The 15,833-nt window shown below is 73.2% G+C and carries 17 protein-coding genes; 7 read left to right on the top strand and 10 right to left on the bottom strand.

Going from position 1 to position 15,833, the window contains the following annotated elements:
* Positions 1-10: 10 nt before the first annotated feature.
* The 4 genes from EDD29_RS47550 to EDD29_RS02215 form a co-directional block, all read right to left on the bottom strand.
* Entirely contained in the window at positions 11-205 is a 195-nt protein-coding gene (locus EDD29_RS47550; protein WP_123661927.1) for a DUF397 domain-containing protein, read from the bottom strand.
* Positions 202-1,041: a helix-turn-helix domain-containing protein gene (locus EDD29_RS02225; protein WP_123661926.1), complete on the bottom strand. Its 840-nt coding sequence runs from the start codon at positions 1,039-1,041 to the stop codon at positions 202-204. The genes EDD29_RS47550 and EDD29_RS02225 overlap by 4 nt, the downstream gene beginning before the upstream one ends.
* A 91-nt stretch (positions 1,042-1,132) precedes the next feature.
* Entirely contained in the window at positions 1,133-1,867 is a 735-nt protein-coding gene (locus EDD29_RS02220; RefSeq protein ID WP_123661925.1) for an ABC transporter permease, read from the bottom strand.
* Entirely contained in the window at positions 1,864-2,769 is a 906-nt protein-coding gene (locus EDD29_RS02215) for an ABC transporter ATP-binding protein (RefSeq protein WP_123661924.1), read from the bottom strand. The genes EDD29_RS02220 and EDD29_RS02215 overlap by 4 nt, the downstream gene beginning before the upstream one ends.
* Before the next feature lie 92 nt (positions 2,770-2,861).
* Here EDD29_RS02215 and EDD29_RS02210 point away from each other — a divergent pair, with 92 nt between their 5' ends.
* Positions 2,862-4,286, top strand: coding sequence for a sensor histidine kinase (locus EDD29_RS02210; RefSeq protein ID WP_211359525.1), 1,425 nt, complete (start codon positions 2,862-2,864; stop codon positions 4,284-4,286).
* Positions 4,287-4,296: 10 nt separating this feature from the next.
* Entirely contained in the window at positions 4,297-4,944 is a 648-nt protein-coding gene (locus tag EDD29_RS02205; protein WP_123661922.1) for a response regulator transcription factor, read from the top strand.
* On the opposite strand, the gene EDD29_RS02200 is transcribed toward EDD29_RS02205, so the two are convergent.
* Both EDD29_RS02200 and EDD29_RS02195 read right to left on the bottom strand, forming a co-directional pair.
* On the bottom strand, positions 4,941-5,516 hold the full coding sequence (locus EDD29_RS02200) for a dihydrofolate reductase family protein (protein WP_123670215.1): 576 nt from the start codon (positions 5,514-5,516) through the stop codon (positions 4,941-4,943). The two genes, EDD29_RS02205 and EDD29_RS02200, sit on opposite strands and share 4 nt — an antisense overlap.
* Positions 5,416-6,609, bottom strand: coding sequence for an MFS transporter (locus EDD29_RS02195; RefSeq protein WP_123661921.1), 1,194 nt, complete (start codon positions 6,607-6,609; stop codon positions 5,416-5,418). The genes EDD29_RS02200 and EDD29_RS02195 overlap by 101 nt, the downstream gene beginning before the upstream one ends.
* Positions 6,610-6,656: 47 nt before the next feature.
* Here EDD29_RS02195 and pdxR point away from each other — a divergent pair, with 47 nt between their 5' ends.
* The 3 genes from pdxR (at position 6,657) to EDD29_RS02180 (ending at position 10,562) form a co-directional block, all read left to right on the top strand.
* On the top strand, positions 6,657-8,033 hold the full coding sequence (gene pdxR, locus EDD29_RS02190; RefSeq protein WP_123661920.1) for a MocR-like pyridoxine biosynthesis transcription factor PdxR: 1,377 nt from the start codon (positions 6,657-6,659) through the stop codon (positions 8,031-8,033).
* A 178-nt stretch (positions 8,034-8,211) separates the two neighbouring features.
* A complete protein-coding gene (locus tag EDD29_RS46160; protein WP_123661919.1) occupies positions 8,212-9,831 on the top strand; it encodes a serine/threonine-protein kinase in 1,620 nt (539 codons plus the stop codon).
* Positions 9,828-10,562, top strand: a complete 735-nt coding sequence (locus tag EDD29_RS02180; protein WP_246052459.1) for a DNA alkylation repair protein — start codon at positions 9,828-9,830, stop codon at positions 10,560-10,562. Before EDD29_RS46160 ends, EDD29_RS02180 begins: the two co-directional genes overlap by 4 nt.
* Before the next feature lie 105 nt (positions 10,563-10,667).
* Here EDD29_RS02180 and EDD29_RS44870 read toward each other — a convergent pair whose 3' ends face one another.
* Positions 10,668-11,570, bottom strand: coding sequence for an SEC-C metal-binding domain-containing protein (locus tag EDD29_RS44870; protein WP_148085852.1), 903 nt, complete (start codon positions 11,568-11,570; stop codon positions 10,668-10,670).
* 126 nt (positions 11,571-11,696) lie between these two features.
* Here EDD29_RS44870 and EDD29_RS02165 point away from each other — a divergent pair, with 126 nt between their 5' ends.
* A complete protein-coding gene (locus EDD29_RS02165; protein ID WP_170201262.1) occupies positions 11,697-12,086 on the top strand; it encodes a hypothetical protein in 390 nt (129 codons plus the stop codon).
* Positions 12,087-12,270: 184 nt separating this feature from the next.
* Positions 12,271-13,095, top strand: coding sequence for an intradiol ring-cleavage dioxygenase (locus tag EDD29_RS02160; RefSeq protein ID WP_123661914.1), 825 nt, complete (start codon positions 12,271-12,273; stop codon positions 13,093-13,095).
* Between the two features lie 69 nt (positions 13,096-13,164).
* Here EDD29_RS02160 and EDD29_RS02155 read toward each other — a convergent pair whose 3' ends face one another.
* The 3 genes from EDD29_RS02155 to EDD29_RS02145 are packed head-to-tail and all read right to left on the bottom strand — an operon-like array spanning position 13,165 to position 15,810.
* Positions 13,165-13,920 (bottom strand): ABC transporter ATP-binding protein, encoded by a 756-nt coding sequence (locus EDD29_RS02155; protein WP_123661913.1) that lies wholly within the window; start codon positions 13,918-13,920, stop codon positions 13,165-13,167.
* On the bottom strand, positions 13,904-14,854 hold the full coding sequence (locus EDD29_RS02150) for an ABC transporter permease subunit (protein ID WP_170201261.1): 951 nt from the start codon (positions 14,852-14,854) through the stop codon (positions 13,904-13,906). The genes EDD29_RS02155 and EDD29_RS02150 overlap by 17 nt, the downstream gene beginning before the upstream one ends.
* On the bottom strand, positions 14,851-15,810 hold the full coding sequence (locus EDD29_RS02145; RefSeq protein ID WP_170201260.1) for an ABC transporter substrate-binding protein: 960 nt from the start codon (positions 15,808-15,810) through the stop codon (positions 14,851-14,853). The genes EDD29_RS02150 and EDD29_RS02145 overlap by 4 nt, the downstream gene beginning before the upstream one ends.
* Positions 15,811-15,833 lie beyond the last annotated feature (23 nt).

Genomic DNA, 15,833 nt, shown 5'->3' with positions numbered 1-15,833 from the left:
CGGCCGCCCGTCAGCCCCGCACCCCGTCGAACAGCGCCCGCAGAACCACCCGCGAGACGACGACCCGGCCGTCGGCGGGACGCTTGGAGTCCCGGAGCGAGACCGCGTCCCGACCGTCGGCCAGTTCCACGCAGTTCCCGCCCTGACCCGTGCTCCGTGTGCTCTTTCGCCAAACCGTGCAGAGCTCTTCCCGACTCGCTGTCACCGGGACTCCTCCAGTCTGCGCCTGATCAGGTCGACCGACTCGGCCTGGGAAAGCGCCTCGCCCATGAGTGTATGAAAGCGCGTGCGACCGGTCATGACGAGATCCGGCCTCTGGATGATCTGGGCGCCTCCTCCCGTCTCGACGTACATCAGGTCCGTGCCGTCGCCGAACCCGAGCAGGGTGAAGCTCGAATCCAGCGCGGCGGGAATGACCGGCTCGAACGGCAGGACATGGATGCCCACCCGCGGCAGCGCGGACAGTTCGATCAGCCTCAGCAGTTGCCCGGCCATCACCTCCGCCCCGCCCACGGGACGGAGGAGCACCGACGCGTCGAGAACGAACTTCGCGACCGGAGGTACTTTCGCGGTGAGGAGTTCCTGTCGTAGAAGGCGTCCGGCGACGCGGGACTCCGCGGTCTGCTCAGGGGTGTCCAGGCTCATGGTGCCTCGCGCATACGCCTCGGTCTGGAGGAGCCCTGGCACGACCTGCGCGGAGTACTCGCACAGGACCGTCGCCTTCTTTTCGTACTCCAGATAAGCCTCGAAACCGGGCAGAAGAACGCGTGATCCCTGAGCGGACTTGAGGGAGCGGTGGAGGCGGACGAAGAGGCCGTCGTCGCTGTCCCAGCCTTCGGTCTTGAAGTAGGTGTCGAGGTCCAGGGCGGTCCGGGGGGAGACGGTGCGTTCGCCGGACTCCAGTTTCGCGAGCCACTGCGGCGTGCAGCCCAGCGCCGTCGCGAGGCGGCTGCGCGACAGCCCCGCGTTGGCGCGGAGCCTGCGCAGCTCGTCCCTGAAGTGGGTCCGCAGGGAGTCCGGATCGACGGCGGTGCGGCTCATCGGCGCCTCACTCGGTTCGCGTGACGGTATGTCGCCGACAGTAATCCTCGCCCGGGGCCTTGTCCGTTCTTTCCGCCGGAACGAGCTTCCGTCATTCCCAGCGGAACACGCGGACGGCGAGGGCCGTGAAGAGGGCGAGGCCGACGGTGATGACGGCCAGGTGGGAGAGTTCGGGCCAGTCGCCGGCCCAGGTGTCGCGGAGGGCGTTCACGAAGGGGCCCACCACCGAGTAGTCGCTGACGGTGCGCAGCGCGTCGGGCATGACCTCGCGGGGGATCCACATGCCGGCGAGGAACAGCAGCGGGAACATCGCGGCGGAGCCGAACGCCGGGGCCGATTTGCCGCTGGCGGCCACCCCCGCGATCACCAGGCCGAGCGCGAGCATCGCCGCGGCGCCGAGCAGGAACACCAGGACGAATCCGACGGGGTTCGCCGGGAGGTCGGAGCCGAGGACGAGCCACGCGGAGCCGACGATCGCGAGCGCGCCGACCGCCACGACGGCCAGGTTGAGCAGGAGCTGCGCGCCCAGGAGGCGGGCCGGGTGGACGGGCGTCGTGGACATCCGGCGCAGGATGCCCTGCTCACGGTAGGTGGCCAGTACTGCGGGCAGCATGGTGAAGGCCGCGGTCAGCAGCGAGAGGAGGATCATCGTCGCGGGGAGCTGGGCGTCGACGAAGCGCTCGCCGCCGAGGTTCGGGTCGGCCTTGCGCAGGTCGGGGATCTGGCCGATGCCGAGTACCAGGCCGACGGGGAGCAGCAGCGTGAAGAGGCCGCCGGCCCAGTCGCGCAGGAACAGCTTGGTCTCGACGAGCAGGATCTTCTTCACTTGATCTTCCTTCCGGTGAGGGCGACGAACGCGTCGTCGAGTGTCGCCTGCTCGACCCGCAGCCCGGTGGGGACGACGCCGTGCCGGGCCAGCAGGAGCGTCACGGCGGGGACGAGGTCGCCCGTGCCGGAGACCACGACGTGGCCGTCCTCGACGCCCGCGTCGGCGACCTCGGGGATCTCGGTCAGGAGGGCGAGGTCGAACTCCGCCGAGGGGCGGAACCGCATCGTCTGGCCGCCGCCGATCCGGGCGACGAGCCCGTCGGGGGTGTCGATCGCGGCGACCCTGCCCGTGTCGATGAGCGCGATCCGGTCGCAGAGGCGCTCGGCCTCCTCCATGAAGTGGGTGACGAGCACGATCGTCACGCCCGAGTCGCGGACCTGCTCGACCAGCTCCCAGGTGTCGCGGCGGGACTGCGGGTCGAGGCCCGTCGTCAGCTCGTCCAGCACGGCGACGCGCGGCTTCCCGACGAGTGCGAGGGCCACCGACAGCCGCTGCTTCTGCCCGCCGGAAAGCGACGCGAACAACGCGTTCCGCTTGTCGGCGAGCCCGACCCGCGCCATCAGCTCGGGCCAGTCGGCGGGGTCGGGATAGAAGGAGGCGTAGAGGTCGAGTGCCTCCCAGACCTTGATCTTCTCGGGCAGCGCCGAGCTCTGGAGCTGGACGCCGAGGACGCGGCGCAGCGCGTCGCGGTCCTCGGCGGGGTCGATTCCCGCGACGCGCACCAGGCCGCCGTCCCGCGCGCGGAGCCCGGACACGCACTCGACGGTGGTCGTCTTGCCCGCGCCGTTCGGTCCGAGGATCCCGAAGATCTCCCCGGCCGCGACCGTGAACGACACGTCGTCCACCGCCACGTGGTCCTCGTACCTTTTGTGGAGGTTCTCCACCTCTATGACGTTCATGGCGACCAAGCTAGAAAGGCCCGGCGGGTCCGGACATCGGCGCTGAATGCCGATCCATGGTGCATCTAGGTGCCATAGGACTCTTCGCCCAGATGAAGCACACTGTCAGGATGCTGCGGAGATACGGTCAGGTCGGTGCGCTGCTGGCGCTCGTCGTCGCCGAGCTCGTCGCGCTCGCGACCACCGTGCTGTGCGTCGTCCTCGTCTTCGGCCTCGGCCTGGTCTTCGTGCTCCCGCCGCAGGTCCGCCTCGTCCGGAAGGTGACCGGCGCGGCACGACGCCTCGTGGAGTCCTCCACCGGAACCCGGATCGACCCGCCCTACCTTCCCCCGCCTCCGCCCCCGGTACCGCAGCCCGACGGCATGTACCGCTCCCACCGCACCCTCTACAAGTCGCCCCGGTTCCCCGCCTGGAACGACCGCTGGAAGTGGCTGGCCGAGGACCCCGCGACCTGGCGCGACGCCCTCTGGCTACTGCTCGACCCGCTCGTCAAGCTGGCGCTGCTGCCCCTGCTGTTGCTGCTTCCGGCCCACGGGCTGCGCGTGCACGCCGCTTGGTGCGGCCTCCTGCTCTCCGCCACCGCCTCCAGCCGGCTGAACCAGCGGCTGGAGCGGGTGACCCGTGCGCGGCACCTGGCGGTCGGCACCCAGGCCGCCGAGATGCGCCGGATCGAACGCGACCTGCACGACGGCGCCCAAGCCCGCCTCATCGCCCTCGGCATGACGCTCGGCACCGCCGAACAGCTCATGGACACCGACCCCGACGCGGCCAAGGCGATGATGGCCAGGGCCCGGGAGGCGTCGGCCGAGACCCTCACCGAGCTGCGCCGCGTCATCCACGCCGTCCATCCGCCCGTCCTCGCCGAACGCGGCCTCGCCGACGCCGTGCGGCTCCTCGCGCTGGAGAGCCCGCTGCGCGCGTCGGTCGAGATCGACCTCCCGCACCGGCCGGAACCGCCCGTGGAGGCCGCCGTCTACTTCGCGGTCAGCGAGCTGCTCGCCAACGCCGCCCGGCACTCGGGCGCCGCGTCCGTCGAGGTGGCCCTCGGCGGGGTCGGGCCGCACCTGTTCGTCCGGGTCGCCGACGACGGCCGGGGCGGCGCGGACCCGTCGGCGGGAACGGGACTCCACGGGATCGAAGACCGGCTCGCGGCCTTCGACGGGACCGTGGCCGTCGACAGCCCGCCCGGCGGAGGGACCGCGGTCACGCTGGAACTCCCGAAGGTCCTGCCCGAGCACTGGGCCGGCCTCCCGGCCGGGCTGCCTCGCTGGAAGACCCTGCTCATGGTCGCGCTGTGGTCGACGGCCTGGTGCCCGCTGTTCCCGCAGGGCATCGTCGCGGGGCTCCTCAAGACCTTCGACGCCGACGTGCGTTCCTGGTTCCTGGCCCTGTACCTGCCCGAGCCGTGGCAGTGGCCGTGCGTCGTCTTCATGATCGCCCTCGGCACGGCGATGGTCGCCCTCGCCGTGGCCCTCCCGTCGACGGTCCCGCGTGCCCGCCCCTCGTGGGAGGCGTAGGCTCCTGCCGATGCTCCGCGTTCTCGTCGCCGAAGACCTCTACCTCCTGCGCGACGGCCTCGTCCGGCTGCTCGAAGCCCACGGATTCGAGGTGGTCGCCGCCGTCGAGACCGGGCCCGAGCTCCTGAAGGGCCTGCTCGAACTGCGCCCCGACGTCTCCGTCGTCGACGTCCGTCTCCCGCCGACCCTCACCGACGAGGGCCTCCAGGCCGCCCTGGCCGCCCGCAAGGCGATCCCCGGCCTTCCGGTCCTCGTCCTCTCCCAGCACGTCCAGCAGCTCTACGCGCGCGAACTCCTCGCCGACGGCTCCGGCGCCATCGGCTACCTCCTGAAGGACCGCGTCTTCAACGCCGCCCAGTTCGTCGACGCCGTCACCCGCGTCGCCTCCGGTGGCACCGCCATGGACCCCGAGGTCATCGCCGCCCTCCTCGCCCCCACTCCCACCGACCCCCTCGCCGCCCTCACCCCTCGCGAACACGACGTCCTCGCCCACATGGCCCAGGGCCTCTCCAACGCCGCGATCTCCGCGACCCTCCACCTCAGCGAAAGCACCATCGCCAAGCACACCGCCGCGATCTTCACCAAACTGGCCCTGCCCCCCTCCGACGACACCAACCGCCGGGTCCAGGCCGTCCTCACCTACCTCCAGTCCCGCTAGGCGCCGGCGCCGGACGCCCGGCGCACGACCCGGTAGCGCAGATGGGTGGCGTGCGGGGTGATCCCGGCGTCCAGGCACTCGAAGGCGTGCGGGTCGGCTCCGGTGAACAGCCGGGTGCCGGAGCCGAGCGTGAACGGCGCCAGCTGCAGGCGCAGTTCGTCCACGAGCCCCGCCGCCAGGGCCTGCCGGGTGACGTCGGCGCCCATGATGATCACGTGCTTCGCGCCCGCCGCCTCGTGCGCCCGCCGGACCGCCTCGGCGAGGCCGCCGACGAAGGCGAACGAGGCGCTCGTCATCTCGAGGTCGTCGCGGGTCCGGTGGGTGACGACGAACGACGGTGCCGGGTAGGGCGTGTCGTTCCACCGGTCGAGGCCGACGTCGAAGGTGCGGCGGCCGAGGACCACCGCGCCGACCGTGGCGAGCGTGTCGGCGATGATCTCGCGGTCGGCGGGCGAGGGGTCGAAGATCCAGTCATGCAGCCGTTCGCCGCCCGCTCCCATCGGCAGTTCCGCGCCGACGTCCGGCCCGGTCATGAAGCCGTCGAGCGAGACGGTCACGTGTGCGTGCAGCATCGGGATTCCCCTTCAGGGTGAGCGCGGCGAGGATGAGCGCCGCGGTGAGCGCGTAGGCGACGGGGTAGCCGGTCAGGCCGGCCGCGACGCCCAGGGCCGCCGCCCCGACGCCCATCCCGGCGTCGAAGGCGAGGTTCCACAGGGCGCTGACGGTGCCGTAGCCGGAGGCGTCGACCCGGGAGAGCATCAGGGTGTGGATGGCCGTTTGGGCGAGGCCGAACCCTGTGCCGAGCAGGGCTCCGGCGACCAGCGGCGTGAGCCCGAGGAGGGCGGTTCCGGCGGCGGCGACCACCAGGGCGGGCGCCACGAGGCGGGACGGCCCGTGCCGGTCCGCCAGCCGCCCGCCCCACCAGCGGCTCGCGGTCATCGCGAGCGCCTGGCACAGCAGCGCCGCCGGCGCGGCCCGGCCCGCCGTGATCGGCAGGAACGTGATCGCCGCACCGGCCGCCATGGCCGTCGCGCCGAACATCACCGACGGCCGGACCAGGCCGGGGCTGCGCAGTCCGGCCCGCATCCCGCCCTGTTCGCCGGTGCCGCGGCCGGGCAGCGCGGGCAGGCAGCACAGCCCGGCCATCGCGGCCAGGCCGCCGACCACGAAGACCGGGGTGAAGCCGACCGCGTGGGCCAGCCAGACCCCGAGCGGCAGGGCCAGCACCGCCGGGACCGCCGCGACGATCCCGGCCACGCCCAGGCCCTCTCCGCGACGTCCCTCGGGCACGAGCAGCGGGACCAGTGCCCCGCCGACCACGACCACGAGACCCGTTCCGAGGCCGCGCGCGAACGACACCCCGCCGACCAGCGCGGCGGAGGTCCCGAGCGGGAGAAGCAGGGCGGGCAGGCCGAGCAGGAGCAGTCCGGCGCCGAGCACGTTCCGGTGGCCGAAGCGGGCCGTCAGCGCGGGGGTGGCGAGCTCGGCGACGACCGTCGCGGCCAGCAGCAGCGCGTTGGCCGCCCCAGCCTCCGCCCTGCCCGCGCCGCCGCCCGCGACGTAGAGCGGCACCACCGAGAGCAGCAGGTAGAAGCCGGTCATCGCGCCGAAGGTGGTGGTGAACAACAGGGCGAGCCGTCCGTTCACCAGTCGCGGTGGGGTCATGCGGAGACCGTAAAACGGCGGACCGGCCTCCGCTAAGGTCCAATTCCGTGTCCGTCGAGTGGGCCGGTCGGTCGCCGGAGCTGCTGGTGCGGCTGGATCGCGCGCGGCCGCTGCGCGTCCAGCTGGAGTCCGCGCTGCGGGAGGCGATCCGGTCGGGACGGCTGTCGCCCGGCGAACGCCTGCCGTCGTCGCGGGCGATGGCGGCGCGGCTCGGCGTCTCCCGCGGGCTCGTGCAGGAGGCCTTCGACCAGCTCAAGGCCGAGGGGTATCTGACCGCCCGCACCGGCTCCGCGACACGGGTGGCCGCGCCGGCGGCCCCGCCCGCGGCGCCCGCCGCCCGGCCTGAGCCCCCGGCCCCGCCGCTGCTCGCCGACTTCCGGACCGGTGTCCCCGATCTCGCCTCGTTCCCGCGCGCCGACTGGGCCTGGGCGCAGCGCGAGGCGGCCAGGACGGCCCGCACCGCCGATCTGGGGTACGGCGATCCGCGCGGTGCCCGCGAGCTCCGCGAGGTGCTGGCGGGCTATCTGCGGCGGGTGCGCGGCGCCGCCGCCGACCCCGGCGACCTCGTGATCTGTGGCGGCTTCGCGCAGGGGCTGATCCTCGCGCTGCGCGCGGCCGGGGTCCGCCGGGTGGCCTTCGAGGACCCCGGATACGACGCCGAGCTGCTGGAGGCCGCCGCCTGGCTCGGCGTGGAGGCGGTGCCCGTCCCGGTCGACGAGGAGGGCATCGACGTCGAGGCCCTGCTCGCCTCGGGGGCGGACGCCGCGGTCCTCACCCCTGCCCACCAGTGGCCGACGGGGGTGGTGCTGTCCCCCGCGCGGCGCCGGGCGCTCGCCGCGACGGACCTGCTGCTCGTCGAGGACGACTACGACGCGGAGTTCCGTTACGACCGCGACCCCGTCGGCGTGCTCCAGGGCCTGGCCGCCGACCGCGTCCTGCTGATGGGCACGGTCTCCAAGTCGCTCGCCCCGGCGGTGCGGCTCGGCTGGATCCTCTGCCCGCCCGCCATGACCGGGGCCGTCGCCCGGCAGAAGGCGATCGTCGACAGGGGGTCGCCGCACCTGGACCAGCTGGCGCTGGCCGCGCTGCTCCACTCCGGCCGCTACGACCGTCACCTGCGGCGGATGCGCACGCTGTACGCGGCCCGCCGCGCGGCCCTGGTCGCCGCACTCGCCCTGCACGCGCCGCAGGTCCGCCTGTCGGGCCTGGCGGCGGGCTTCCACGCCGTCGCCCACCTGCCCGCGCACCTGTCCGAAGAAGCGGTCATCGCCGCCGCCCGCGACCGCGGCGTGGCCCTCTACGGCCTGAGCACCCACCACTCGAACAGCACCGCGACCCCGCCCCTCCTCGTCCTCGGCTTCGGAAACCTCCCAGAACACCTGATCCACGAGGCGATAGCCCTGATCGCCCCGCTCCTCCGCTGAGCCCCGAAGCGCGCGCCCCGGGCCTCACCTTCGCCGACTACGGTGCGCTCGTGCGCCGGCTCGAGTCGGCGCCGCGATGGGTGGTGATCTGGCCGTGATCGGCCAGTGTGGGGAGGTTGCTGCGGGTGGGCGGTGATCTTGTGGAGGATCTTGGGCGGTGAGTTCGAGGAGGCCGGGGATGGGCGAGAACCTTGCGCTGTCGGGGCGGTATCGGCTCGACGGGCCGATCGGGCGGGGCGGCATGGGCGAGGTGTGGCGGGGGACCGACCTGCGGCTCGGGCGTCCCGTGGCCGTCAAGCTGCTGTCGAAGGAGCTCGTGGGCAGCGCCTCGGCGCGGCGGAGGTTCGAGCGGGAGGCGGCGGCCGCTGCGGTGCTGCGGCACCGGGGCATCGCGGTCGTCTACGACAGCGGCTTCGACGAGACGACCGGGCAGCTGTTCTTCGTCATGGAACTGCTCGAGGGCGAGGATCTCCAGCGCGTCCTGGACCGCAACCCGGCGGGCCTGCCGCCGGAGGTCGTGCGGGACCACGCGGCGCAGATCGCGGCGGCGCTGGGCGAGGCGCACGAGCGGGGCGTCGTGCACCGGGACGTCAAGCCCGCGAACGTCATCGTCCAGCCGGACGGCGAGCTGAAGATCTGCGACTTCGGCATCGCCCGCCTCGACGCGTCCCGGGGCTCGCTCACGCAAGGCGCGATAGGCACGCCCTCGTACATGGCGCCCGAGCAGTTCCGCAACGAGGAGGTCGACGGGCGCGCCGATCTGTACTCGCTCGGCTGCCTCCTGTACGCCCTCGCGTCGGGCCGCCCGCCCTTCGTCGCCGACTCGGTGCCCGCGCTGCTCTACCAGCACCTGAACGCCGCGCCCCGGCCGCTCACCGAGGTCCGTCCCGGCTTCCCGGCCGACCTCGCGGCGTACGTCGCGCAGCTGCTCGCCAAGGATCCCGCCGGCCGGCCGCCTTCGGGCCGGATCCTGGCCGGGGCGCTGCGCGGCCACGCCGTCCCGTCCACCGGGCCCGTCGAGGCGTCCCCTTCCCCGCACGCCCCGCCGACGCTGCCCTCCGGCCGGGGAGCGGCCCGGTCGAGAGCCGCGGTCGCCGTCGCGGCCGCCGCCGTGGTCGTCGTCGGGGCGGCCGCCGCCGCGGCGTGGGCGCTGTCCGGGGACGACGAGAAGAAGGTGCGGGAAACGCCACAGGCAGCCGCCTCCGCACCCGCTTCGGCTCCGGCCTCTCCCGCGGGGCCGCCGCGTCCGGCCTCGGTCCCCGACGGCTGGTACGTCCTGGACCCCGCCTCCTACCAGGCCCCCGACTGCCCTCCTTCGGGGTCCGGCTACCTGCTCAACGTCGACGCGAAGATCGGATCCGTCACCTTCTGCGACATCTCCGCCGGCCGGTACTCCGACGTCGCCCTCAGCACGACCGTCACCCTCACGGGCGCCCAGTGCGCCTCCCTCATCCTGCGCCGCGCCGAACCCTTCTCCTACGAGTTCGTCGTCTGCGCCAACGGCGGGGGCTTCGCCAGGAAATGGACGCGCGACGATGCCGTCCTCCTCACGGAGAAGGGCCCCGGCGACCCGATCGCCGGCCCGGTGACCCTGACCGCCGTGGCCCAGGGCGGCACCCTCTCCCTCTCGCTGAACGGCACCCCCTTCCACAGCGTGCGGGACTCCCAGATCGAGGCGGGCGGCGTGGCCCTCGGCACCTCCGTCATCGAGGACGGCACCGCGAGCACCCTCCCCTTCACCGACCTCACCGTCTGGACCCCGGCCGCCCCCATCGAAGGCCACGGGACATCGCGGTGACCGACCCGGAGAAGACCGGAGAGGACCTGACCGCCCGGCGGTTCACCGCACGCCTCGAAGCACTGGCCTCCCCGGACGAACTGGCGAAGATCCGGCGCTACTTCAAGACCGGCGAAGGCGGCTACGCCGAGGGCGACGTGTTCCTCGGCGTCAAGATGGGCGAGGTCTTCGCCCTCGCCAAGGAGTTCATCGATCTGCCGCTCCCGGAGATCGACGAGCTCCTCGACAGCCCCCTGCACGAGGTGCGCGCCGGAGCGCTCAGCATCATGGACAAGCAGGCCCGCCGCAAGCGCACTCCCGCCGCGCACCGCACGGCGCTGTACGAGCTGTACCTGCGCCGCCTGGACCGGATCGACAACTGGGACCTGGTCGACCTCGCCGCCCCCCACGTCATCGGCGGCCATCTCGCCGACAAGCCCCGCGAACCGCTCTACCACCTCGCCCGCGCCACCGACGTGTGGGCCCGCCGCACCGCCGTCTACGCCGCCCTCCACCTGGTCCGCCTGGGCGACCTGGACGATCTGTACGGCATCGCCGAGATCCTCCTCGCCGACGACCACGACCTGATCCACAAGGCCGTCGGCGGCGTCCTGCGCGAAGCCGGCAAGAAGGACCGCCCCCGCCTCCTGTCCTTCCTGGACGCCCACGCCGCCGCGATGCCCCGCACCATGCTCCGCCACGCCACCGAACACCTCGACCAAGACCTCCGAACCCACTACCGACGCTTGTAGCGGGCGCCCTCCAGACCGTCAGGCCCCGGCCTCACAGGCCGGGGTCGGGCACGGCTCAGGCGTTGCTCTCACCCCGGTCGCCGCCGCCCCTCCCGTCACCCGACCTCAGACCCCGCAGCACTTCTTGTACTTGTGCCCGGAGCCGCACCAGCAGGGCTCGTTGCGCCCCGGAGGCCAGGTGAGCAGGGGCGTCCCGGTCCACGCGGCCTCGTAGAGGTGCTCCCGGCGGGTCGCCTCCTCCGCCGGGTCGCGGCCGGTCGCGGCGGCGAAGGACAGGAGGTCGTCCACGCGCAGGGGCAGGATCGTCAGCTTCGACACGCCCGCTTCCCGCGCCGACGCGCGCCAGCCCAGCTCGACCTCGCGGAAGTAAGAGCCCGGAGAGTCCTTCGCCTTCCCGGACACCAGCCCCGCGGCGAACGCCGCGGCCACGTCGGAGCCGACGAAGAAGGACCCCAGCACCCGGCCGTCGGCGTCCGGGGCGTCCGTCCTGTCGTTCAGGCGCGCCCGGTTCCGGGAGACCGCCAGATCGGCGGTGTCGGGGGGCAGGCCGAGCGCCGCCCGTACGCGGGCCCGGCCCACGAGTTCGAACCCCGAGAAGACATCGACGTCCGCCAGGGCGTCCTCGTCCAGGGCGAGGACTTCACGGCAGGCCATGTTGAACCAGGTGAGCGCCTCCGCCGGCCGGCCCTGCGACTCCAGCCACTCGGCGGCGAGCGTGGCGGGGCCGGGCAGCGGACCCGCCGCCGAGAGCCGCGCCAACTCCGCCTCGGCCTCCTCGGGCCGGCCCAGCTCCGCGAGGAGCTCGATCCGCGCGGTCCGCGCGAACTGCGCGTCCTCCTCGTCGGCCGACGCCGCGAGCCCGTCGTAGATCTCCAGCGCCCGCGCGCTCTCCCCGGCGTCCGCCCACGCGCGGGCGGCCTCCATCAGGATCTCCGCCCGCTGGTCCGGCCACTTGAGCGCGTCCTTCTCCAGCGCCAGAGCCTCCGCCTTGCCCTTTGCCGTTCCCATGCCGCCAAATCTAGGGCCTGACCTCGCCGGATGCCGGATGATCCCCGCACTCGGCCCGCCCCTGACCGTCGGCCCGGAGCCGCCGAAGACGACAATGGGGACAGAGCGCTCGGACGGGGGTCGGGCATGCGGAGGATCTATCCCGTGGCGGGGATCGCGCTGGGGTGCGCGTGGGCCGTCGGCGGCGACAAGCCCGTGTGGGAGCACGCGATCAGGACCGTGGTCCTCCTGCTCGTCCTGCTGCCGGTCGCCGAGATGGTGCTGAACCGGCGGAGGGCGCGCGGCGACGCCCCGATCCCGCGCCTGCGGCACGGCCCGATCATCACCGCGAAGCTCAGCCTCGTCGTGCTCGCCGCGGGCGCCCAGCTGGCCTTGGCCCTGGTCACCTCGTGGGCCTCGGTGATCGTCGGCATCGCCCTCGCCGCCGTCATCATCGGCGTCGGCCCGTTCGCGGACTCCTTCTTCGTCCGTGACCCGAAGGCACCGCCGCACGACGACGGAAGCGAGCCCTCGTGACCCGCCCCACCTCAGAGCGTCAGGCCTTCCGGTAGACGCGGACGTGGTCGACGTCCATCGTCGGGGGAGCCCGCGACGGCCTCAGCGGCCCTTCAGCGAATTCGAGTCCGGCCATCACAGCCCCTTCACAAAGCGCGGCCAGACTCCCTAGCGGCAACGCCCTCCCACCCGAAAGGCCCACCCCATGACCGACGACCACGACCGGGGTCTCGCGTTCGACCTGTCCACTCTCATGGGCCGCCGCGGCGTGCTCGGCCTGATCGGCGGGGCCGCTCTCGCCGGCCTCGTCGGCTGCGCCGCCGAGGACAAGACGTCCGCCACGGCCTCGGCGACGGCGGGCGGCGGCCCCGGGGGCCAGGCTCCCCCGCCCGGAGGCGGCGGCGAGGCGACCCCGGAAGGCGAGATCCCCAACGAGACCGCGGGCCCCTACCCGGGCGACGGCTCGAACGGCCCGAACGTGCTCACCCAGTCCGGCATCGTGCGGAGCGACCTCCGCACGAGCTTCGGCGACGCGAGCGGCGTGGCCGAAGGCGTCCCGCTCACCATCGAGCTGACCCTCGCCGACGACGGCGAACCGCTCGCCGGCGCGGCCGTGTACCTGTGGCACTGCGACCGGGACGGCAACTACTCGCTCTACTCCGACGGCATCACCGGCGAGAACTACCTGCGCGGCGTGCAGGAGGCCGACAAGAAGGGGAAGGTGAAGTTCACCAGCATCTTCCCCGCCTGCTACTCGGGCCGCTGGCCGCACATCCACTTCGAGGTCTACGAGTCGCTCAAGTCCGCGACCACCCCGGGCACCCCCGTCAAGACGACCCAGCTCGCCTTCCCCAAGGCGGTCTGCGACACCGTCTTCGCCACCGACGGCTACTCCGCCAGCATCAGGAACCTCTCCGAGGTGTCCCTCGACACCGACAACGTCTTCTCCGACGGCCACGACCTCCAGCTCGCCACCGTCACCGGCTCGGTCGCCAAGGGCTACAGGGCCACCCTCGCCGTCCCCCTCTAGGCGGGCAGGCGACCGCCGCGGGCCGACGACCGGCCCGCGGCAGGACATCCCCTCCCTCTTCCGCACGGGTCAGGCGGCGGCGAGGAGGGTGGTGAGCGCGTCGGACGTGAGGGCCCCGCGGGACTCGGCGGTGAGGTCCGAGGCCAGCCGGCCCCCGGACAGCACCAGCAGCCGGTCGCCGACGGTCGTCGCGTGGTCCATGTTGTGGGTGATCATGAGGGTGGTGCAGCCGAGGTCGGCGGCGAGGTCCAGGGTCAGTTCGAGGACGCGGGACTGGGTGCCGGGGTCGAGCGCGGCGAGGTGCTCGTCCAGCAGCAGGACCTCCGGGGCGGTCAGCGCGGCCATGATCATGGTGAGGCTCTGCCGCTGGCCCGCCGACAGGAGCCGGACGGGGGCCGACAGCCGGGTCTCCAGGCCGAGACCGAGCATCGCGAGCCGGTCGCGCATGAGGGCGCGGTGCGCCTTGGTCACCGCGGGGCGCAGGCCCCGGCGACCGCCCCTGCGCAGGGCCAGGGCCATGTTGTCCTCGATGCTGAGCTCCGGCACCGAGCCGAGGTGGGGGTTGTCGAACACGCGGGCCACGTGCCGGGCGCGGCGGTGGTCGCCCTGGCGGGTCACGTCGCGCCCGCCGATGACGACGGTGCCCGAGGTGGGGCGGAGCGTCCCGGAGACGATCTGGATGAGGGAGCTCTTGCCCGCGCCGTTGCTGCCGACGATGGCCACGAACTGCCCCTTCGGGACGGACAGCGACAGGCCGTCCAGCGCCGTCACCTCGCCCGGGGTGCCCGGATTGTGCACCAGGCGGACGTCACGGAGTTCGAGCAAGGCGTTCTCCTAGGTCTCGGTGACCGCCGCGCGGCCTGCGCACGGCCCACGCGGGCAGCCACCCGCCGATGCGGCGGGTGAGGATCTGGGCGGCGACCGCCAGCGTCAGCGTCGCGGCGGTGACCAGCTTCAGGTCGCTCGCCGCGAGGCCGAGGCGCAGCGCCATCACCTGCACGAACTGGTAGAGCAGCGCCCCGACCAGCACCGCGGCCATGGCCTTGACCACGCGCGACGGTTCCGGCCGCAGGACCAGGTCGCCGAGCAGCAGCGCGCCGACCCCGGCGATGAGGGTTCCGGTGCCGCCGTTGACGTCGAGGTACCCCTGGGTGTGCACGGTGAGGGCGCCGCCGAGCGCGGCGAGCGCGTTGGCGAGCATGAGCGTCACCGCGACGGCCCCGCCCTGCGCGACCCCCTGCGCCCGCGCCATCACCGGGTTCAGCCCGGTGGCCCGCAGCGCGAGCCCGGCCTCGGTGCGCAGGAAGTACGCCGCCAGGCCCAGCACCGCGACGTCCAGCACGAGCAGCACACCGGAGATCCACAGGTCGCGGGCGTCGGGGCCGAGGTCGGCGAACCCGTCGAGCAGGCCCTGCCCGGTGGCCAGGCTGATCGCCGGCTCCCCCATGATCCGGAGGTTGACGCTGAACAGCGCCAGCGACATCACCAGCCCGGCCAGCAGCACCGGGATCTTCAGGGTGAGGTGGAGCACCGCGGTGACCAGCCCGGCCGCCGCGCCGACGAGCGCGGCGGCGGGCAGGCTGAGGGACGGCGCCATGCCGTGCCCCACCAGGACGGCGCTGGCCGCCCCACCGGTGACGAACGAGCCGTCCACGGTGAGGTCGAAGTCGCGCAGCACCCGGAAGAGCACGAACACGCCGGCGTAGGTGATGACGAGGGGCAGCCCGGTCACCAGGGTGTCGAGGAGGATGCCGGTCACTGCGCGGCACCCGCCGGCAGCGTCAGCTCGAGTGCCTTCACGGTCTCCGGGTTCACCGCCCAGGTGACCTCCCCCGGCTGGGCGAAGGGGACCTCGCCGGGCGCCGCGCCGAGATGGACCTTGGCGGCGACCTGCCCGCCGAGCACTCCGAGCTGCGGATAGTCGGGGCCGAGCGTGGCGAGCACGCCGGGCTGCTCGACGTCACCGCCCACCAGGTAGAGCTGCTGGCCGGCCGAGGCGGCGGCCTTGCCGACGGCGGGCAGCCCGGTCTGGACGTCCGCGTCGGGCCCGATGAGGATGGCGTCGGCGCGTCCTTCGAGCGAGCGGGCGGCGGCCGGGACGTCGGCCGAGCCGTTGACGGACGCCTCGACGAGCTTGATCCCCGGGTGCGCCGCGACGGCCTGGCGCAACTGGTCGACCCACACCTTGGAGTTGGTGTTCGACGGCTTGTAGATCGTGCCGAGCGTGGTGAACGCGGGCTGCACCTGCACCATCTGGTCCAGCAGCTTGGCCGGTTCGATGAAGTCGATACTGCCGGTGACCTGGCCGCCGGGGGCCTCCAGGGAGGCGGCGAGTCCCGCGCCGACCGGATCGCCCATCGCGACCGCGACGATCGGGAAGTCCGGCTTGAGCTTGGCGAGGGCGAGCACCGCGGGCGTGCCCAGCACCTCGACCATCTCGACATCACTGTCGGCGAACTGCCGGGCGATGGTCTGGATGGATCCGGCGTTGCCCTCGGCGTTGCGCTCGACCCACTCGACCTGGTCGGGCTTCAGCCCGGCCTCCGCGAGGAACCCCTGCTTGAAGCCCTCCTGGATCTGGGTGAACAGCGGTGCGGAGGAGATCAGGAACATTCCGACCTTGACCTTCTCCGGCGCCTTGCCCCCTTCGTCCGACGAGCCGCAGCCCGCGGTGAGGAGCACGAGGGCGAAGACCGCGGCCAGCGGGCGTCTCATGCCCCGCCGGCCCGGGACCGTGG

This window comes from Actinocorallia herbida, from assembly GCF_003751225.1.
GTDB lineage: Bacteria > Actinomycetota > Actinomycetes > Streptosporangiales > Streptosporangiaceae > Actinocorallia > Actinocorallia herbida.
The sequence above is the reverse complement of the archived record's forward strand: the minus strand, read 5'-3'. Positions and strand labels throughout refer to the sequence as shown.

Coding starts and splice junctions, on each gene's coding strand:
- EDD29_RS44870 (WP_148085852.1), bottom strand. CDS start 11,570: ATGGGAACGGCAAAGGGCAAGGCGGAGGCTCTGGCGCTGGAGAAGGAC.
- EDD29_RS02165 (WP_170201262.1), top strand. CDS start 11,697: ATGCGGAGGATCTATCCCGTGGCGGGGATCGCGCTGGGGTGCGCGTGG.
- EDD29_RS02205 (WP_123661922.1), top strand. CDS start 4,297: ATGCTCCGCGTTCTCGTCGCCGAAGACCTCTACCTCCTGCGCGACGGC.
- EDD29_RS02210 (WP_211359525.1), top strand. CDS start 2,862: ATGAAGCACACTGTCAGGATGCTGCGGAGATACGGTCAGGTCGGTGCG.
- EDD29_RS02195 (WP_123661921.1), bottom strand. CDS start 6,609: ATGACCCCACCGCGACTGGTGAACGGACGGCTCGCCCTGTTGTTCACC.
- EDD29_RS02200 (WP_123670215.1), bottom strand. CDS start 5,516: ATGCTGCACGCACACGTGACCGTCTCGCTCGACGGCTTCATGACCGGG.
- EDD29_RS02160 (WP_123661914.1), top strand. CDS start 12,271: ATGACCGACGACCACGACCGGGGTCTCGCGTTCGACCTGTCCACTCTC.
- EDD29_RS02215 (WP_123661924.1), bottom strand. CDS start 2,769: ATGAACGTCATAGAGGTGGAGAACCTCCACAAAAGGTACGAGGACCAC.
- EDD29_RS46160 (WP_123661919.1), top strand. CDS start 8,212: ATGGGCGAGAACCTTGCGCTGTCGGGGCGGTATCGGCTCGACGGGCCG.
- EDD29_RS02145 (WP_170201260.1), bottom strand. CDS start 15,810: ATGAGACGCCCGCTGGCCGCGGTCTTCGCCCTCGTGCTCCTCACCGCG.
- EDD29_RS02225 (WP_123661926.1), bottom strand. CDS start 1,041: ATGAGCCGCACCGCCGTCGATCCGGACTCCCTGCGGACCCACTTCAGG.